This is a genomic window from Paraburkholderia phosphatilytica (assembly GCF_003443895.1).
Classification (GTDB): Bacteria; Pseudomonadota; Gammaproteobacteria; order Burkholderiales; family Burkholderiaceae; genus Paraburkholderia; species Paraburkholderia phosphatilytica.
In genome coordinates, this window is sequence record NZ_QQOA01000059.1 from 16149 (window position 1) to 32220 (window position 16072).

Genomic DNA, 16072 nt, shown 5'->3' on the forward strand with positions numbered 1-16072 from the left:
TACAGCGAGGAGCCGCGCACTCAGGCTTCCAGCTGCTCCAGCACTTTCCCCTTCGTCTCGATGCCGAGGAAGTGCACGGCAATTGCGGCCAGGAGCGGCACCGCGCCGAGAATGTAGAACGCGATATCCAGGTGCCCGCCGATCATCGTCTTCGACACGATGGTCGGTGCGAAGATCGCCGCGAGTTTCAGCCACGCGCCGCCCACGCCGCAGCCCCATGCGCGGATACTCGTCGGATACAGCTCCGGCGTGTACACGTACGCCGTGATGAAGCCGCACGCAAGCCAGCCGAGCGAGAACGCGCAGCACGTTGCGACCACATACACCGACGACGCGTGCAGCACGCCCGCCAGCGCCAGCGACAACGCGCACAGCACGAACGACACGTTGATGATCGGCTTGCGTCCCACCTTGTCGACCAGCAGCGCGCAGGCGAGCGAGCCGAGCACACCGAGCACCGAAGCCAGCGCCGCGAGGTTCAGCGACGTCTGCAGCGACGCGTGATAGACGTTGCGGTAGATCGTCGGCAGCCAGGTCGAGAGGCCGTACTGGATGAAGCCGCAAGTGATCCACAGCATCGCCACCGCGAGGCTGCGCTTCAGATAGAGCGGCCCGAACACGTCGCGCATGCGGCGCTTCGGATGGCGCTTCGCCATTTCATCGAACTCCGCGACATTCGTCACCGGTTCGAGCGGCCCCTTCGCGGAACGCTCGAACGTGAGCACCGCATCGCCTGCTTCGCTAATGCGGCCCTGCTGTGCGAGCCAGCGCGGCGATTCAGGCACAAGCCGGCGCAGCACGAAGAACAGGATCAACGGCATGCCGCCGATGAAATACATCGTCTGCCAGCCGAGAATCGGCACGATCCACGCACCGAGCGCATTCGACGCGAGCAGGCCCACCGGAAACACGATCTCGTACAGCAGCACGAAGCGGCCGCGGCCATGCGCGCGGCTGATTTCGTTGATGTACGTGGCCGCGACCGGCAGCTCGCCCCCCAGCCCCAGGCCCTGAATCACACGCAATGTGATGAACACCGCGAGCGTCGGCGCGAAGCCGCATGCGATGCTCGTCACGCCGATCACGCCCGAACTCCACGCGATCGCGCGCACACGGCCGTAGCGGCCCGCGAGCCACGGAAACAGGAACGCGCCGATCAACTGGCCGATCGACCCCGACCCGATGATGAAGCCGATCTCCCACGGCGTCAGGCTCCACTTGTGGATCAGCAGCGGCAACGTGGTCGCGATCGCGATCACGTCGAAGCCGTCGAAGAAAGTCGCGAGACCGATCAGGATCCGCGCGCGAACCTGCATCGCGTTGCGCGGCATCCGTTCGAGCCGCGCGATGATCGAGCCGAGGGTCGGCGGCGCCGCAGCCTCGGCGCGGCTTCGATCCGCCATGACGTTGTCGAGTGTGCTCATGCCGTTACTTCCGAGGGTGCTCATGCCGTGATTCCCCGTAGTGGTGTGTGTCGCCGCGCTCAGGCGAGCGCGGCGCTGGTGTCGGTCAAGGTCGCGAGATCGACGGTGCGGCCCTGGTTCATCCATTTGCGCGCGAGCTTCAGGTCGCGCGCGGTGTTGATCGCGATCACGCCGCGGATGGCGCCGTTGTCGAGATGGAACAACGTCGCTTTCTTCGCGGCGATATCGCCGCGTACCGCGAGCTCCGCGTCCGTCGGGATGTCGCCGAGAATCTGCAGGTTCACGTCGTACTGATCGGACCAGAACCACGGAATGTCCGCATACGGTTCGGTCGAACCGAGCATCGCCTTCGCGGCGGCGATCGCCTGGTTCTGCGCGTTCGCCCACGATTCGAGCCGCACGCGGCGCTTCAGCCACGCGTTCGGATGGTTCGCGACGTCGCCGCAGGCGAACACGCGCGGGTCCGACGTCGCGCCGAATTCGTCGACGACGATGCCGTCCGCCACCGCGAGACCGGCCGCCTCGGCCATCGCCGTATGCGGTGCGAGACCGATGCCGGCGACTGCAAAGTCGGCGTCGAGCGTCGTGCCGTCGGCGAGTGTGGCGCGCACGCGCGACGCGTCGTCAGGATGCCGATCGAGCGACACCAGCGATGCACCGACGTGCACATTGACGCCATTCGCACGATGCAGCTGCAGCAGGAACTCGGACACCACGGGCGGCAACGAACGCACGCACAAACGCGGCGCGCCTTCGATCACCGTCGCGGCCACGCCGAGCTTGCGCGCGGTCGCCGCGACTTCGAGGCCGATCCAGCCGCCGCCGATCACGAGCACGTTCTGGCTCGCGCGCAGCCGTTCGCCGAGCGCAACCGCTTCGTCGAGCGTGCGCAGATACGTGATGTGCGGCGTGTTGACGATCGCATCGGGCAGACGGCGCGCCGCGCCGCCGGTCGCGATCACGAGCCGGTCGTACTGCACTTCGCGGCCGCTCTCGGTTCGCACGATGCGCTGCGCGCGATCGATCGACGCCGCGCGTTCCGGCTGCCACGCTTCAATATCGAGCGCGGCGAAGTCTTCCGGTTTGACGAGGCGCACGGTGCCGATATCGGCTTCGCCTGCGAGCACCGCCTTCGAAAGCGGCGGACGCTCGTACGGCGGATGCGCTTCATCCGCGATCATCACGAGACGGCCGTCGAAGCCTTCCTTGCGCAGCGTCTTCACGATCCAGCCGGCTGCCTGGCCGCCGCCGATCACGACGATCGTGCGCGGCGCTTCGAGCGTGGTGTCAGTCATCTTTGCGCTCCGTCATGAACTTGCCTTCGGGCGCCTTCGCGCTTTTCTGGCGACGCGTATTGCCGTCGATGCCGCCATCGATCGCCCATTCGGCGAACACGGTCGGGCCCGGCTCGAAATCGCGCGGCTGCCATTCGGGCGTCAGCACGTCTTCGTCCGCGTAGTACTCGATCAGGCCGCCAGCGGGATTCTTGAAGTACCAGAAGTACGCGGACGACACCGGGTGACGCCCCGGCCCGAGCTGCGTTTCCCAACCGCAGCGGCTGATGTGCATGCCGCCGCCGAACACTTCGTGAATGTCTCGCACGGTGAACGCGACGTGATTCAGGCCGCGCTTGCCATCGGGCAGTTGCAGCAGGAACAGGTCGTGGTGGCCGCCGTGCGGCGTGCAGCGCATGAACGCGCCGCGGCCCGGATAGCGGTCCGACATCTCGAAGCCGAGGCGCTCCTGATAGAAGCGCTCCTGCTCCGCGAGGCAGTTCGTGAAGAACACGACGTGACCCGCTTCCACCGGCTCCGCGCGTTCGTAGATCGGGCTCGGCGTATCGACGCGCAGCGTCTGGCCCCACACGTTCGACGGCACGCCGTGCACATCGACGTCGCGCTTGCGCGTCACTTCGATGCGGATCGCCATGCCGTTCGGGTCGATGCAACCGACTGCGTCGTCGTTCGCGTAGTAGCCTTGCGCGCCCTTCAGCGACTCGCGATAGCGGTCGAGATCTTTGGGCGTTGCAACGCCCCACGTCACTTCGCGCAGCGTAGGGCCGCTTTCGAACGCGGGCGGCAGCAACGGATCGTTCGCGTCCACCGCGAGCACGGTGCAGCCGTTCAGCGTTTCGAAGCGCGCGCCGGTTTCGTCGTGCGCGACCTCCTTCATGCCCCAGTCCGCGAAAAAACGGCGACAGGTAGCGAGATCCGTCACGCCGTAGGTAATCTGTTCGATGCCGAGAATGCTCATTGCTTGCCTCTTAACGTCTCTTTGCGTCCCTTGCTTCTTATGCGGTGTGTTGCGTCCTGTGCTGCTGCCTGGCCGCGCTGCGGATCAGTTCGCCCAGGGCAGCGGTGCGTCGTTCAAGCCCCAGTACAGGCTCTTCTGCCGCATGTATTCGCGAATGCCCAGGCGCCCTTTCTCGCGGCCCATGCCGCTTTCCTTCCAGCCGGAGAACGGCGTCGAGATCGAGAACAGCTTGTACGTGTTGATCCAGATCGTGCCGGCGTCGAGTGCGCGCGCGGTGCGGTATGCGCGCTTGTAGTCGCGCGTCCAGATGCCGGCGGCGAGACCGAACACGCTGTCGTTCGCCTGCTCGATCAGCGACGCTTCGTCGTCGAACGGCATCGCGACCAGCACCGGCCCGAAGATCTCTTCCTGGCAGATGCGCGCGCTATTGGTGAGCCCTTCCAGGATGGTCGGTTGATAGAAGAAGCCCTGTTCGCGGTTGTCGCCAACCGGACGCTCGCCGCCGCACACCAGTCGGCCGCCTTCTTCGAGCCCGAGCGCCACGTAACGCTCGACCGTCTCGCGATGCTGCGACGAAATCAGCGGGCCCATCTGCGTGTTGTCGCTTTCCGGATTGCCGACGCGCAGCTTGCGCGCGCCTTCCGCGAGGCGCTTCATGAACGTGTCGTAAATCGAGCGCTGCACGAAGAGCCGCGAGCCCGCGATGCACGCTTCGCCCGACGAACTGAAAATGCCGTACAGCACGCCGTTCACCGAGTGATCAAGATCGGCGTCATCGAACACGATGGTCGGCGATTTGCCGCCCAGTTCGAGCGACACCGGCATCAGCTTCTCTGCTGCCAGCCGTGCGATGCTGCGGCCTACCGTCGTGCCGCCGGTGAACGACACCTTGCGCACCAGCGGATGCCGCACCAGCGCATCGCCGATCACCGAGCCCTTGCCGGGCAGCACGCTCAACACGCCCTTCGGCACACCGGCTTCTTCGCAGATGCGCGCCAATGCGAGCGATGCGAGCGGCGTCACTTCCGCAGGCTTCAGCACCACCGCGTTGCCTGCGGCGAGCGCGGGCGCGAGCTTCTGCGCATCGGAGGCGATCGGCGAATTCCACGGCGTGATCGCCGCGACCACGCCGATCGGCTCGTGCACGCTCATCGTCAGATAGTCGCCGCGCGAAGGCGTCACATCTTCGTCGAGTGTTTCGAGGCACGCCGCGAAATAGCGGAACGTGTTCGCAGCGCTCGCCACCAGCACGCGCGTCTCGCCGATCGGTTTGCCGTTGTCGCGGCGTTGCAACTGCGCGAGCGCTTCGTGACGCTGCATGATCAGATCGGCGATGCGGTACAGCACGAGCGCGCGCTGATGCGGCTTCAGGCCCGACCAGTTCGCGTCGCGCCATGCGGCGTCCGCGGCTTCTACGGCGTCGCGCGCGTCGTCGGCATTCGCGGTCGAGATTTCGAGGTTCGCCGATTGATCCGCCGGATAGATGCTCGTGTACGGTGCGCCGCGTCCGCGCCGCCATTCGCCGCCGATCAGGATGTCGCCCGAAGGAACCAGGCTTGCGATGAGTTCGGTATGAGACATGTGTCGTTCGTCCGTCGGCGCGGGGCCGGTCAGTTCGTTTTGCGTGCTGCTGTGGTGCTGTGGTGCTGTGGTGCTGTGCTGCTGTGCTGCTGTGCTGCTGTGCTGCTGTGCTGCTGTGCTGCTGTGCTGCTGTGCTGCTTCGCGCTGCTGTGCCGCGTCAGATCACGCAGCGTGCTGCGCGGTTGCGCAGCGCGCGGATCGCGCTATAGGCAGTCAAGGCAGACGTTTTCGGGTTGTCGGGCAACGGCTTGCCGCACATCTCCAGCGACATCTCGCCAAACGCGCCGCGCGCGACGATGCGGTGGATGTTGCGCGTCACCGCCGGGTCCGCGATCAGGCGCACCGTCGTGTGATCGAGGCCGAGGCCCGCGAGTGCGATCGTCGCCGCGACATTCGCGTTCTTCGGATACAGGCGCGCCGCTTCGCGTGCACTGCCCTCGAAAATCACGCGCTCTTCCTGCAACGCGTGCAGATCGCAGAGCGCTTCGGCCGGCGTACCGAGCCAGCCCGTGGGCGGCTTGCGGCCGGTGTACAGCACTTCGTCGAGACCGCCGAGCCGCGCCGCCGCCAATGCATCCACGCCGCCGATCGCGCCCGACAGCAGCGTGAGCGTCGCGTCGCCTTCGTCGGCTGCGGCGGAGAGCGCATCGAGCAGCGCGACGTCGGACAGCGCGCCGATCGATGCGACCGCGCAGTCCGTGCCAGCCTTCAGCAGCGGCACGACATGCGCCGTCAGCGCGCTGTGGCCCGCGCATTCGAGCGCGAAATGCGGGCGGCTCGACAATGCATCGACGGACGACACCACGTCGACCTGCGCGCCCACCACGTCACGCACCGCGCCGGCCGTATGCTCTGGCACGATCACGTGCGACACATGCACGAGCGGGTCGTTCGCGACCGAGCGGTACACCGCCTGGCCGATCGCGCCGAAGCCGATCATCGCGACATCGACTGGCTGGTGATCACGCATGTTGCGGCTCCTGCTTCTTCACCGGCGGGCCCGCGAACGCAGTCGCGAAGCTGCCGATCGACAGCATATCCACTTCGAGCATCACCGGACCCGCTTTCGCGAGCCCCTGGCGCACGACATCGTCTGCATCGTCGAGCGACTTCAGGCGGTAGTGCGTGAGGCCGAGGCTCGCGCAGAACTGCGCGAAATCCGGCTGATGCAGATCGACGTAGCATCGGCGGCCGCCGTACTGCGCGTCCTGGATGTTGCGGATCACGCCGTAGCACTGGTCGTTCATCAGCACGATCATCACGTTCGCGTTTTCCTGCACGGCCGTCGCGAGTTCGCCGACGTTCACCATCAAACCGCCGTCGCCGACGAGGCACACCGTCTTAGCGGCAGAGCCCGCGAGCGCCGCACCGATCGCCATCTGCATGCCCTGGCCGATGCCGCCGCCGAGCGCATGCACGCCTGCGCGCGGTTCGAAGATCTTCAGCATGCGGTTACCCCACGTGCTGTTCGAGATCGTCACGTCGCGCACCCAGTTGTAGTCGCGGCCCACCGAGCGTTGCAGCGAATCGACGAGACGCTTGTACGGGCCGAGGCCCTTGCCCACTTCCGCCACCGCCACTTCGCGCGCCGCCGCGAGATCGCCCGCGAAAGCCGGATCGATCTGCAGACGGCCTTCGAGGCGCGTCGCGAGTTCGTCGAGCACGTTGACCGCGTCGCCATGAATGAAGAGCTCGTTGCGATAGCCGCGGTTGTCGGCAAGCGCGTCCGCATCGATGCGATACAGCGGCTGCGGCAAACCGAGCTTGTACTTCAGCGTTTCGTTGCCGCGCAGACGCGAACCGACGACGACGAGCGCATCGCAGGTGCCGTAGAACTGTTCGACCGCCGGATGCACGTTGAACGCGCCGAGCGTGGCCGGATGATCTTCGGGCAGCACGCCGCGGCCCTGCACGCTCGTCACCACGCCGAAGCCGAGCGCAACGAGACGCTCCACCTGAGCGCGCGCGTGACGCGTGCCGCCGCCGAGCCACAACAGCGGACGCTTCGCACCGGCCAACGCATCGGCCAGGCGTTCGACGCGTGCGCTGTCATGCGTCAACGTCGTGACGTGCGGCGCGGTCATGTCGGCAGGCCATTCGATTTGCGCGGCCTGGATGTCGATCGGAATCTCGACGCTCACGGGGCCGCTCGGCGCGGTCTGCGCGACGCGCACCGCTTCGCGCACGGTGGCAAGCGCGGTGTCGACCGAACGCACGCGGAACGCCGCCTTCGATACCGACGACAGCATCGTCAGCTGGTCCGGTGCTTCGTGGATGTACGCGAGGTCCTGATCGAGGTAGTCCGTTTCGATCTGACCGGTGATGTGCACGAGCGCGGTGCCCGCGGTCAGCGCTTCGACCATCGCGCCCGCTGCGTTGCCCGCGGCGGTACCGGTGCTCGTGAACGCGACGCCGAGGCCGCCCGACACGCGCGCAAGGCCATCGGCCATGTTCACCGCGCCCGCTTCGCCACGTGCGCCGACGTAGCGGATGTTGCCGCGCGTGTTGATCGCGTCGAGGATCGGCATGTTGTGAATCGAGATCACGCCGAACGCCGTCTTGACGCCGCATTGTTCGAGGAACGCGGCGATCAGTTCGCCGACCGTGGTTTTCTTAGACATGACGTGCAACGCCTCCAGAGACATCGATATGACTGCCCGTCGTGTACGACGACAGCGGTGTAGCGAGATAGAAGAGCGCCTGGGCTGCTTCTTCGGGACGCCCGAAGCGGCCGAGCGGAATGTGTTTGGTGCGCGCGAGTTCGCCGGTCCAGTCTTCCCAGCTTTGGCCCGGCTGTGCCTGCGTTTCATAACGGCGGCGCCATTGCCCCGATTCGACGATGCCGATCAGGATCGAGTTGACGCGCACGCGTTGCGGCGCGAACTCCACCGCGAGCGACTTCGTGAGACTCAGCACGCCCGCACGCGCCGACGACGTCGCGACCATATGCGGCTCCGGCTGCAACGCGAGCAGCGAGTTCACGCAGACGATCGCCGCATCGCCCTTGCTCGCGGCATCGCGCAGCATCGGCAGAAACGCGCGGGTCGGGCGGATGATGCTGAGGTACTTCAGGTCCAGCTCTTCGCGCCACGCTTCGTCGGTGGTGTCGGCGAAGGTGGACACGCGGCCCTGGCCGGCGTTGTTGATCAGCATGTCGGTGCGGCCGAAACGCTCGGCTACTGCATGCGCAAATGCGTTCACGTCGTTCGCGTCGAGCACGTCGCAGCGGTGCGCAAGCAACTGTGCGTCCGCATGTGCAGCACGCAGTTTTGCTTCGGCGCTTGCGAGACGCGCGGCGTCGCGGCCGCAGATCGCGACCGATGCGCCCGCGCGCAGCAGCAGGTCGGCGGTCGCGTAGCCGATGCCGGACGAGCCGCCCGTCACCACCGCCACCTGGCCGGTCAAATCGATTTGAATCATCAGATCCCCAATGCCTTCATGTAATTGCTGCGTCCCGTGGGCCGGTAGTTGAGCCGGTGCGAGAGTTCGTCGGCCGCGTGACGGACCTTGTCGATCAACCCGCCATCCAGCAGCGTGGCGTCGATCTCGGGACGCGGAATCGTCGTCGCGATCACCGCGACGATGCGGCCGCCGTCATTGCGCACCGGCGCCGTAACCACCGAAATGCCGCGCTCGAACGACGATTCGCTGACCGCGAAACCGCGGCGCGCATCGTCGCGGATGCGTTCGTACAGCGCCTCGATCGTTTCCGGCGTCTGCTTCGTGAAGCGTTCGAGTTCGCCTTCCGGATACAGCGCGCGCAGTTCGTCGAGCGTCAGGTCGCCCATCAGCACGTGGCCATGCGTGGTCGCATGCGCGGGCAGGCGCGTGCCGACATTGACCTTCACCGAGCTGAAAATCGGCGCGGTGCTCTGTGCCTTCGCGACGAACACCACGTCGCGGCCGTCGCGAATCAGGATGTGCGTAGTGAGGCCGGTTTCATCGCGCAATGCTTCGATGATCGGCAGGCCGAGGTCGGTCAGTTCGAGCGAGCTCAGGTATTCGAAGCCAAGGCGCAGCACCGCCACGCCCAGGCGATAGTTGCGGTCCTTGTCCGCGCGCTCCAGGAAGCCTAGTGCTTCGAGCGTCTGCAGCAGACGGAACACCGTTGTGCGCGGAATGCGCAGGCGGCGCGACAGTTCGGGCGCGCCAAGCACCGGCTCGCGCGGCGAGAATTCCGTGAGGATGCGCAGGCCGCGTTCGAGGCCCGGCACGCGGTAACTGGTGTCGGCACGCTCGTCGTCGTCGCGCTCGGCGTCTATCGTGTCCGGCGTCATACAGCGGCTCCAGGTTGTGCTTCAGCGACACGGCAGAACGTGTCGATGATCGTGGTGTAGGCGGCAGGTTGCTCGATGTAGCCCGCGTGGCCCGCAAGCGGTACGCGTTGCAGCGTGGTGTGCGCGGTTTCTGCGAGGTGCGCGCAGGCTTCGGGGGTGGTGATCGTGTCTTCGTCGCCGACTGCGATTTTTATGTTTGACGTGATGTTTGCGAGATCCGCTGCAAGGTCCGCGTTTGCGAGCAGGCGCGTGGCCTGTGCGTAGCCGTGCGGAATCACGCGCGACATGTTCCAGCGCACCCACTCGCGCGCTGCATCGTCCGCGTGCGGCGACAGCATGTTCGCGCTGCGCTTGTCCGCGAGACCTTGCGGGCCGAGTGCTTCGAGCATTGCGAGACGCTGGTCGCGCTTTGATACGCGCACTTCCTCCGGCGCCGCGCCGTAGCCGCCAGCCGGCGACAACAGCAGCAGACCCGCGACTCGCTTTGAGTGCTCCGCTGCAAATCCACCCGCGACGATTGCGCCAAGCGAATGCCCGACCAGCACGCAGCGCTCGATTTTCAGCATATCGAGCCAGTCGCTCAGTATGACGAAATAGTCACGTGCAAACGGCGATAGCGGTGCGACGGGCGTCGATTCGCCATAGCCCGGCGCGTCCCATGCGAGCACGCGTCGCGAGCCGCCGAGCGCATCGAGCTGACGGACCCACGATGCCGCGCCGGAGCCGATGCCATGCAGCAGCACGACAGGCAGCGCGTTCGTTGCAGAGCCCGCTGCCTCGCGATAACCGACGATGCCGCCCGCCGCCGTCTCGCGGCGATTCGCCGGATAGCGCGCGGCCAGCGCTTCGAACGAAGCGTCGGCGTGCGTGGCATCGGCGGTGACGGATGGAGTGGCGGACATGGCTGGCGTCGTCGGGTTACGGTTGCGATTGCTTCTGCGTGGTTCGATGCAAGCGCTTAACGCTTGATCTTCGCGAGCGGCGAATCCGGCGGATACGTCGGCGTGATCGGCTTCGGCGAACCGAGCATCACGCACATCAGCGCGTCTTCCTCGCCGATGTTGATTTCCGTGCGATACACGCCGGGCGGCACCGAGATCAGGTCGCGCTCGCCGAGCACGGCTTCCCACGTCTGGCCATCTTTCTCGCAGACCACTTTCATCTTGCCGCGCAGCACGAAGAAGATTTCTTCAACGTCCATATGGATATGGCTCGGGCCGATGTTGCCGGCCGGAATCACCATCGTCGAAAACGTGAAGCCGCCGGCGGGGATCGTGTTCATGTCCTTCGCGACACCCGTGCCGCCGGTGCCGACGTAGCGCATCTGCGCGCGGCGATACTTCGGGTCGAAGTCGGCCTGGAACTTCAGCGCGTCCCAGTCATAGCGACGAGTCGCGAAGCGCGCGACGCGCGTTTCCATCCACTGATCGAAGCTCGCGCCATCCGGCTGATCCCACGACTTGCTTTCGACTGCCGCGTCCACGGTTGCGTTTTCCATCGTTGCTCCTTTGGTTCGACTGATTCAGTTCATCACGAAGCCGCCGTTCACCGGCAGCAGTTGGCCCGTCACGAAACGCGCCGCGTCCGAGAGCAGGAACAGCACCGGACCGGTCACGTCGGCGGGCACCTGTGCGCGTTGCAGCGCGCGGCCCTTCAGGTAGTAGTCGTGGCGTTCGGCCGGTACATAGGCTGTCGCTTCCACTTCGGTGAGACCCGGCGCGATTGCGTTGACCGTGATGCCGTGCGCGCCGTATTCGCGCGCGAACGAACGCGTCATCGCGATCACCGCGCCCTTGCTCGCCACGTACGCGAGCAGCTTCGGCGCGCCCCACAGTGCCGTATCCGACGCGATGTTGACGATCGCGCCGCGGCCCGAATCGCGCAGATGCGGCATGGCCGCGCTGCTCATCAGCCACGTACCGCGCACGTTGACGTTCATCACCGCGTCCCACACGTCGGTGGAAAGCTCTTCGGCGAACTTGCCGCCGGAGTTCGTGATCGCAGCGTTGTTGATCAGCGCGTCGATGCCGCCGAGCTTTTCCGCGCTGTCGCGCACGAAGGTTTCGATGCTCGCGCGGTCCGCGAGATCGAGCGGCACGAAGTGCGCGGTGTGGCCTTCGCTTGCAAGCGTCGCGGCGAGATCGCGGCCGGCATCCGTCAGCACATCGCCGAACGCGACCTGTGCGCCCGCTTCGACGAGCGCTCGCACGAACGCCGCGCCGAGCCCGCGCGCACCGCCCGTGACGAGCACGCGGCGGTTTTTGAGCGACGTCGCGTTACCACCGGCGTTGTTCTCGGCGTTAGGCATGGACGGAACCTGCTGCTGCGTTCGTCGCACCGGAGGCTTCAGCATTCGCCGCGCGATGCGCTTCCAGTTCAGCGACATGCTGCTGTGCGCGTTGACGGAACATGCGGCGCACGCGCGTCATGCCGACGTCGTGCTGATAGAGGAATTCGTGATCGCGAGCGTTCGGCGCGAGGCTTTCGAGCACATAGCGATCTTGTTCAAGCACCGCCCAGTGCAGCGCTTCGAGACGGTTGCGATACATGAAGCGCCACGCGTCGCGCTGCCAGCCCGACACCTTGCGGGTGCGCCAGAAATACACCTGGCAGTTGTCGTCATCGACAGGCGTGGCGAAGCCGATGATGCCGAAGTTGCCGCCGGGGCCGAACTTCTTCTTGTACGGAATCGCGAGACGCATCCACAGGCAGCCGGTTTCGCCCAGTTCCACCCAGTCGAAATTCACGTCGCGCTGGTTGACCTTCTCGAACATCAGGCCCGTCTCAGTCTTGCGCACGCGCATGTCGGCCTGCTTGTCGCCTTCCGCCATCGAGTGCGACGTGGCGTGCAGGTAGGCGCCGTGCATCGGGTCCATCACGTTGTCGATCGCGTACTGGTAATTGCACTTCCAGTTCGACATGCAGAGGAAGCTCGCGTATTCATCGCCGACCAGTTCTTCAGGCAGCACGAGCGGTGCCGGTTCCTTGTGCGCTTTGTCGCCGAACCACATGAACACCGCGCCCGCATGCTCTTGCACCGGATACGACTTCACGCAGGCTTGGCCTTCCAGCGGGCAGTTCGATACGGCCGGCACTCTTTGCACCGTGCCGCTGCCGTCGATTTCGATGCCGTGATACCAGCACGCGACGCTATTGCCGAGATTCCAGCCCAGCGACAGACGCGCGCCGCGGTGCGGGCAACGGTCTTCGAGCGCGTGCACCGCGCCATCCTGATCGCGCCACAGCACGATCTGTTCGCCAAGGCGCGTGAGGCCGATCGGCGCGTTGCCGACCTGCCAGCTCGGCGCGACTGGATACCAGTAATTGCGCATGCCGCTGTCCAGATAGGCCTGGATCGGATCGGCGCTGCGGCTCTCGTTCGTTTGTGAGGACGTCATGAAAAGACTCCGGATGCTTGCGCGGTTCGTGCAGCGTGCGTTCTTAGGAGGCTAAGAAAAGCGGCTTGCGAGCGGCGCGTCAGATACGTGATCGGTACAGCGTGCGTTTATTCGGCGAGCCGGCGGAATTCGGCGGCAAGGCGCTCGGCGTTCCACTCGCTGCCTTCCGGCGTGCGAAAGCCAATGCCGTTCAGGCCGGTGACAACTTCATCGAGCTCGTTGGCGCCTTCGTCGAAGACCTTTTCGAGTGCATCGCCGAAGTCGTTTTCGTATTGCGTGGGTTCGGCCTTGCGCGTTTGCCAGACCATGTTTTCCGCGGTGCCCGGCTGCTCGATCACGCCCTTGCCCGCGACGTTGTTCGGCTGCGGCGCGCGCCACGGCTTCAGATAGGGATTGAAGTTCACGACGGCTTCTTTCATGTCATTCCACCTTGATCTGGATTTCTTCGCCGGCGAGACGCACCGAATACTGCTTGAGGTCGCGGCCGCCAGGCTCCTTCAGGCACTTGCCCGTCGGGATGTGAAAGACGGCTTCGTGCAGCGGACACTCGACCGTGTCGCCATCGATGAAGCCTTGCGTCAGCAGCGCGAACGCATGCGGACAGACGTTTTCGAGGGCGTACACCTCGTCGCCCACCTTGTAGATACCGATTTCGACGCCGTCGAGCTTGTACTCGAGCGGCGCGTCTTCGGACAGATCGCCGGCATGTCCGGCACACCGCCATTCTTCAGCCATGTCTCACCTTCTGTGGAGCCCGGTTCGTTCCATCTACGGAACGTCAGTTTATGTATGGGCATTATAGGAGTCGTGTCCGGCCAAAAAAATAGAAATCTGCACCGGTAGGGGAAAACACCAGGCCGTATCTCGGAAACGACAGTTTGTCGCGGCGGGTGGTTCCGCACTTTTCCTTTGTCTACAAGGCTTTGCGCCCTGTTTTTAGCTCGTTCAAGCGCGTCGTCTACGGGTTTGTCCGCATCTCAAAACTCTTTTTTGACCGATCGCGGAGTCTCTATACTTTTCCATAGGCGATACAAACGCCCATAGGTGGAACATAAGAGTGACCCCTAGCTGGATCGAAAACCGGGGTTTCGAGCAGATGAATCGACTTTGCGGACACACCCGGCACGGGGGCATTGGCCGCTACGGATTGAGGAGAAGGGAAAAGTGAAGCACATCATCGCGGGTGGCCTCGCCGCCCTGTGCGCCGCATCGGGCGCGTGGGCGCAGAGCAGCGTGACGCTGTACGGCAGCCTCGACGCGGGTATCGCGTACATCAGCAATGCGGGCGGCAGTGCGAAGTACATCGAGGAGCAGGGCAACATGCAGCCGGACCGCTGGGGCCTGCGCGGCGTTGAAGATCTGGGCGGCGGTCTGCACACGATCTTCCAGCTGGAGAACGGGTTCTATACGAACACCGGCGCGTTCGCCAAGAGCGGCGTGCTGTTCAATCGACAGGCTTATGTGGGCTTGTCTTCAGATTCGCTTGGCACGTTGACGCTGGGGCATCAGACGCCGTTTGCGTTCGATGTTTTGGGCCCGCTTAGCACCGCATATCTTGCGGCTAGCTGGTATGCGTTCCACCCGGGCAATCTCGACGAACTTGCGGATACGGGTGTGGTGCCGTTCGATAACTCGGTGAAGTTCAAGTCGGCTAGCTACGGCGGTTTTTCCTTCGGCGCGATGATGGGGCTGGGGAACACGACGAACTTTGGGTATGGCCGCAACGTTGGGTTCGCGTTGAGCTATGCCAACGGGCCTTTCAAGGCAGGCGCGGTGTATCAGGATGAGCACGATCGCACGCCTTCTTTGACTACGATGGGCTTCTCGACTTTCCAGGGGCAGTCCGCGGCTACGTATACGGCTGATCGCGTGGAGAACATGGGGGCCGGGGCTTCCTATGCGTTCGGCAAGCTGCTCGTGCATGGGCTCTATACGCGCGTGAAGCTTGATTCGGGTTCGCAGTCGAATACGTATCAGAGCTATGACGCTGGCGCTAACTACCAGTTCACTACGGCTAACAGCGTTGCTGGTGGAGCGGCTACGACTAGTTTTGCTGGGAAGCGGTGGACGCAGTTTGAAATCGGCGATATCTATGCGCTGTCGAAGACGACCCAGCTGTATGCCAACGTGCTGTATGAGCGGGCTAGCTCGAATGCGGATGCTGCGTTCTTTACTGCTGGGGTTTCTAGTGGGCGCAACCAGACCATCATTCTGGCAGGGATGCATCATTCGTTCTGATGCTTGAGTTTTGATGCTTTTGTGCGGATGGCGCTAGCGGCGGCTCTGGTGTTGCCGCGAAAGCGCCGCCGTTTGGAAACAAAGCCTGGCGAAGGAATGCCAGGCTTATTTTTTGTAGTGACATTCCTGAAACGTGTCGTTCGGAAATTTCCCGCCGTTTCTCGGATATTTATGCAACCTGTGTCGGTTCGTTACTAAAGACCCCAGAGGTGGTCTTGCATTAGCCTTTCGTCGGTGAGAGACGATCGGTATAACGAAGTAAAAAGATGAACCGCAATGCATTCCGGCTCGTGTATAGCCGGCTGAGAGAGATGTGTGTCGCAGTCGGAGAGACCGCCGCTGCGATGGGTAAATCGAGCCGCGGCGTGACGAGCAAAGTGCAGGTCGTGTCCGCTGCGCTTCTGGCAAGCGCGCCCGCCTGGTGCGGCGCGCAGATCGTGCCCGGTGGCGCGTACGAGCCTTCCGTCACGCAGACCGCGAATGGTCTGCCGCAGGTCAACATCAACCGGCCATCAGGCGCGGGCGTGTCGATGAACACGTATGGCCAGTTCGATGTGTCGAACCGTGGCGTGATTCTCAATAACTCGCCGGTTGTGACACAGACGCAGCAGGCCGGGTATGTCAACGGCAATCCGAACTTCAGCGCCGGTCAGTCTGCGCGGGTGTCGTCGCTATATCCGGTGGCTGTACGCCAATCTCGGAGCAACAAGAATCCGGCGGAAAGAAGATCGGAGTTGAGGTTGGTCGTTCATGCTCCTTTATGTGGGGCAGCGTACCTGTTCTTAAGGATATGCAGTTCCGCTTTTAGGGAATGTCTGCAAAAGTCCTGGCGTCGACGTACGGGTGGACTATCCTGGGAGATAGGAAAGTTTAAGGGGTTCTTCGATGACGCAACTTGGTC

16 protein-coding genes are annotated in these 16072 nt (G+C 64.3%); 2 read left to right on the top strand and 14 right to left on the bottom strand.

Going from position 1 to position 16072, the window contains the following annotated elements; all coding sequences use genetic code 11:
* Positions 1 to 20: 20 nt before the first annotated feature.
* The 14 genes from DVS29_RS34215 to DVS29_RS34280 form a co-directional block, all read right to left on the bottom strand.
* Positions 21 to 1424, bottom strand: a complete 1404-nt coding sequence (locus DVS29_RS34215) for an MFS transporter (protein WP_118185323.1) — start codon at positions 1422 to 1424, stop codon at positions 21 to 23.
* 59 nt (positions 1425 to 1483) lie between these two features.
* Positions 1484 to 2719, bottom strand: coding sequence for an NAD(P)/FAD-dependent oxidoreductase (locus DVS29_RS34220; protein WP_118185325.1), 1236 nt, complete (start codon positions 2717 to 2719; stop codon positions 1484 to 1486).
* On the bottom strand, positions 2712 to 3677 hold the full coding sequence (locus DVS29_RS34225; protein WP_118185327.1) for a VOC family protein: 966 nt from the start codon (positions 3675 to 3677) through the stop codon (positions 2712 to 2714). The genes DVS29_RS34220 and DVS29_RS34225 overlap by 8 nt, the downstream gene beginning before the upstream one ends.
* An 84-nt stretch (positions 3678 to 3761) precedes the next feature.
* Entirely contained in the window at positions 3762 to 5258 is a 1497-nt protein-coding gene (locus tag DVS29_RS34230; RefSeq protein WP_118185329.1) for an aldehyde dehydrogenase, read from the bottom strand.
* A gap of 157 nt (positions 5259 to 5415) precedes the next feature.
* Positions 5416 to 6228, bottom strand: coding sequence for an aspartate dehydrogenase (locus tag DVS29_RS34235; protein WP_118185331.1), 813 nt, complete (start codon positions 6226 to 6228; stop codon positions 5416 to 5418).
* Entirely contained in the window at positions 6221 to 7879 is a 1659-nt protein-coding gene (locus DVS29_RS34240) for a thiamine pyrophosphate-binding protein (protein WP_118185333.1), read from the bottom strand. The genes DVS29_RS34235 and DVS29_RS34240 overlap by 8 nt, the downstream gene beginning before the upstream one ends.
* Entirely contained in the window at positions 7872 to 8678 is an 807-nt protein-coding gene (locus DVS29_RS34245; protein ID WP_118185335.1) for an SDR family oxidoreductase, read from the bottom strand. The genes DVS29_RS34240 and DVS29_RS34245 overlap by 8 nt, the downstream gene beginning before the upstream one ends.
* The gene (locus DVS29_RS34250; protein ID WP_118185337.1) at positions 8678 to 9535 is read right to left on the bottom strand and encodes an IclR family transcriptional regulator; all 858 of its coding nucleotides are present in this window, start codon (positions 9533 to 9535) and stop codon (positions 8678 to 8680) included. The genes DVS29_RS34245 and DVS29_RS34250 overlap by 1 nt, the downstream gene beginning before the upstream one ends.
* Positions 9532 to 10437, bottom strand: a complete 906-nt coding sequence (locus DVS29_RS34255) for an alpha/beta fold hydrolase (RefSeq protein WP_118185339.1) — start codon at positions 10435 to 10437, stop codon at positions 9532 to 9534. Before DVS29_RS34255 ends, DVS29_RS34250 begins: the two co-directional genes overlap by 4 nt.
* 56 nt (positions 10438 to 10493) lie before the next feature.
* Entirely contained in the window at positions 10494 to 11033 is a 540-nt protein-coding gene (locus DVS29_RS34260; protein WP_118185341.1) for a cupin domain-containing protein, read from the bottom strand.
* 24 nt (positions 11034 to 11057) lie between these two features.
* Entirely contained in the window at positions 11058 to 11843 is a 786-nt protein-coding gene (locus tag DVS29_RS34265) for an SDR family oxidoreductase (RefSeq protein WP_118185343.1), read from the bottom strand.
* Entirely contained in the window at positions 11836 to 12933 is a 1098-nt protein-coding gene (locus DVS29_RS34270) for an aromatic ring-hydroxylating dioxygenase subunit alpha (RefSeq protein WP_118185345.1), read from the bottom strand. Before DVS29_RS34270 ends, DVS29_RS34265 begins: the two co-directional genes overlap by 8 nt.
* Before the next feature lie 107 nt (positions 12934 to 13040).
* Positions 13041 to 13352: a recombinase-like helix-turn-helix domain-containing protein gene (locus tag DVS29_RS34275; protein WP_118185347.1), complete on the bottom strand. Its 312-nt coding sequence runs from the start codon at positions 13350 to 13352 to the stop codon at positions 13041 to 13043.
* A 1-nt stretch (position 13353) separates the two neighbouring features.
* Positions 13354 to 13668: a non-heme iron oxygenase ferredoxin subunit gene (locus DVS29_RS34280; RefSeq protein ID WP_118185349.1), complete on the bottom strand. Its 315-nt coding sequence runs from the start codon at positions 13666 to 13668 to the stop codon at positions 13354 to 13356.
* Positions 13669 to 14097: 429 nt separating this feature from the next.
* Between DVS29_RS34280 and DVS29_RS34285 the strand changes: the two genes are divergently transcribed.
* Both DVS29_RS34285 and DVS29_RS34290 read left to right on the top strand, forming a co-directional pair.
* Complete coding sequence (locus tag DVS29_RS34285; RefSeq protein WP_118185351.1) at positions 14098 to 15171, top strand: porin; 1074 nt, start codon at positions 14098 to 14100, stop codon at positions 15169 to 15171.
* Positions 15172 to 15437: 266 nt separating this feature from the next.
* Positions 15438 to 16072: ESPR-type extended signal peptide-containing protein (locus DVS29_RS34290; protein WP_118185358.1), on the top strand; the 635-nt coding region annotated here is incomplete at its 3' end.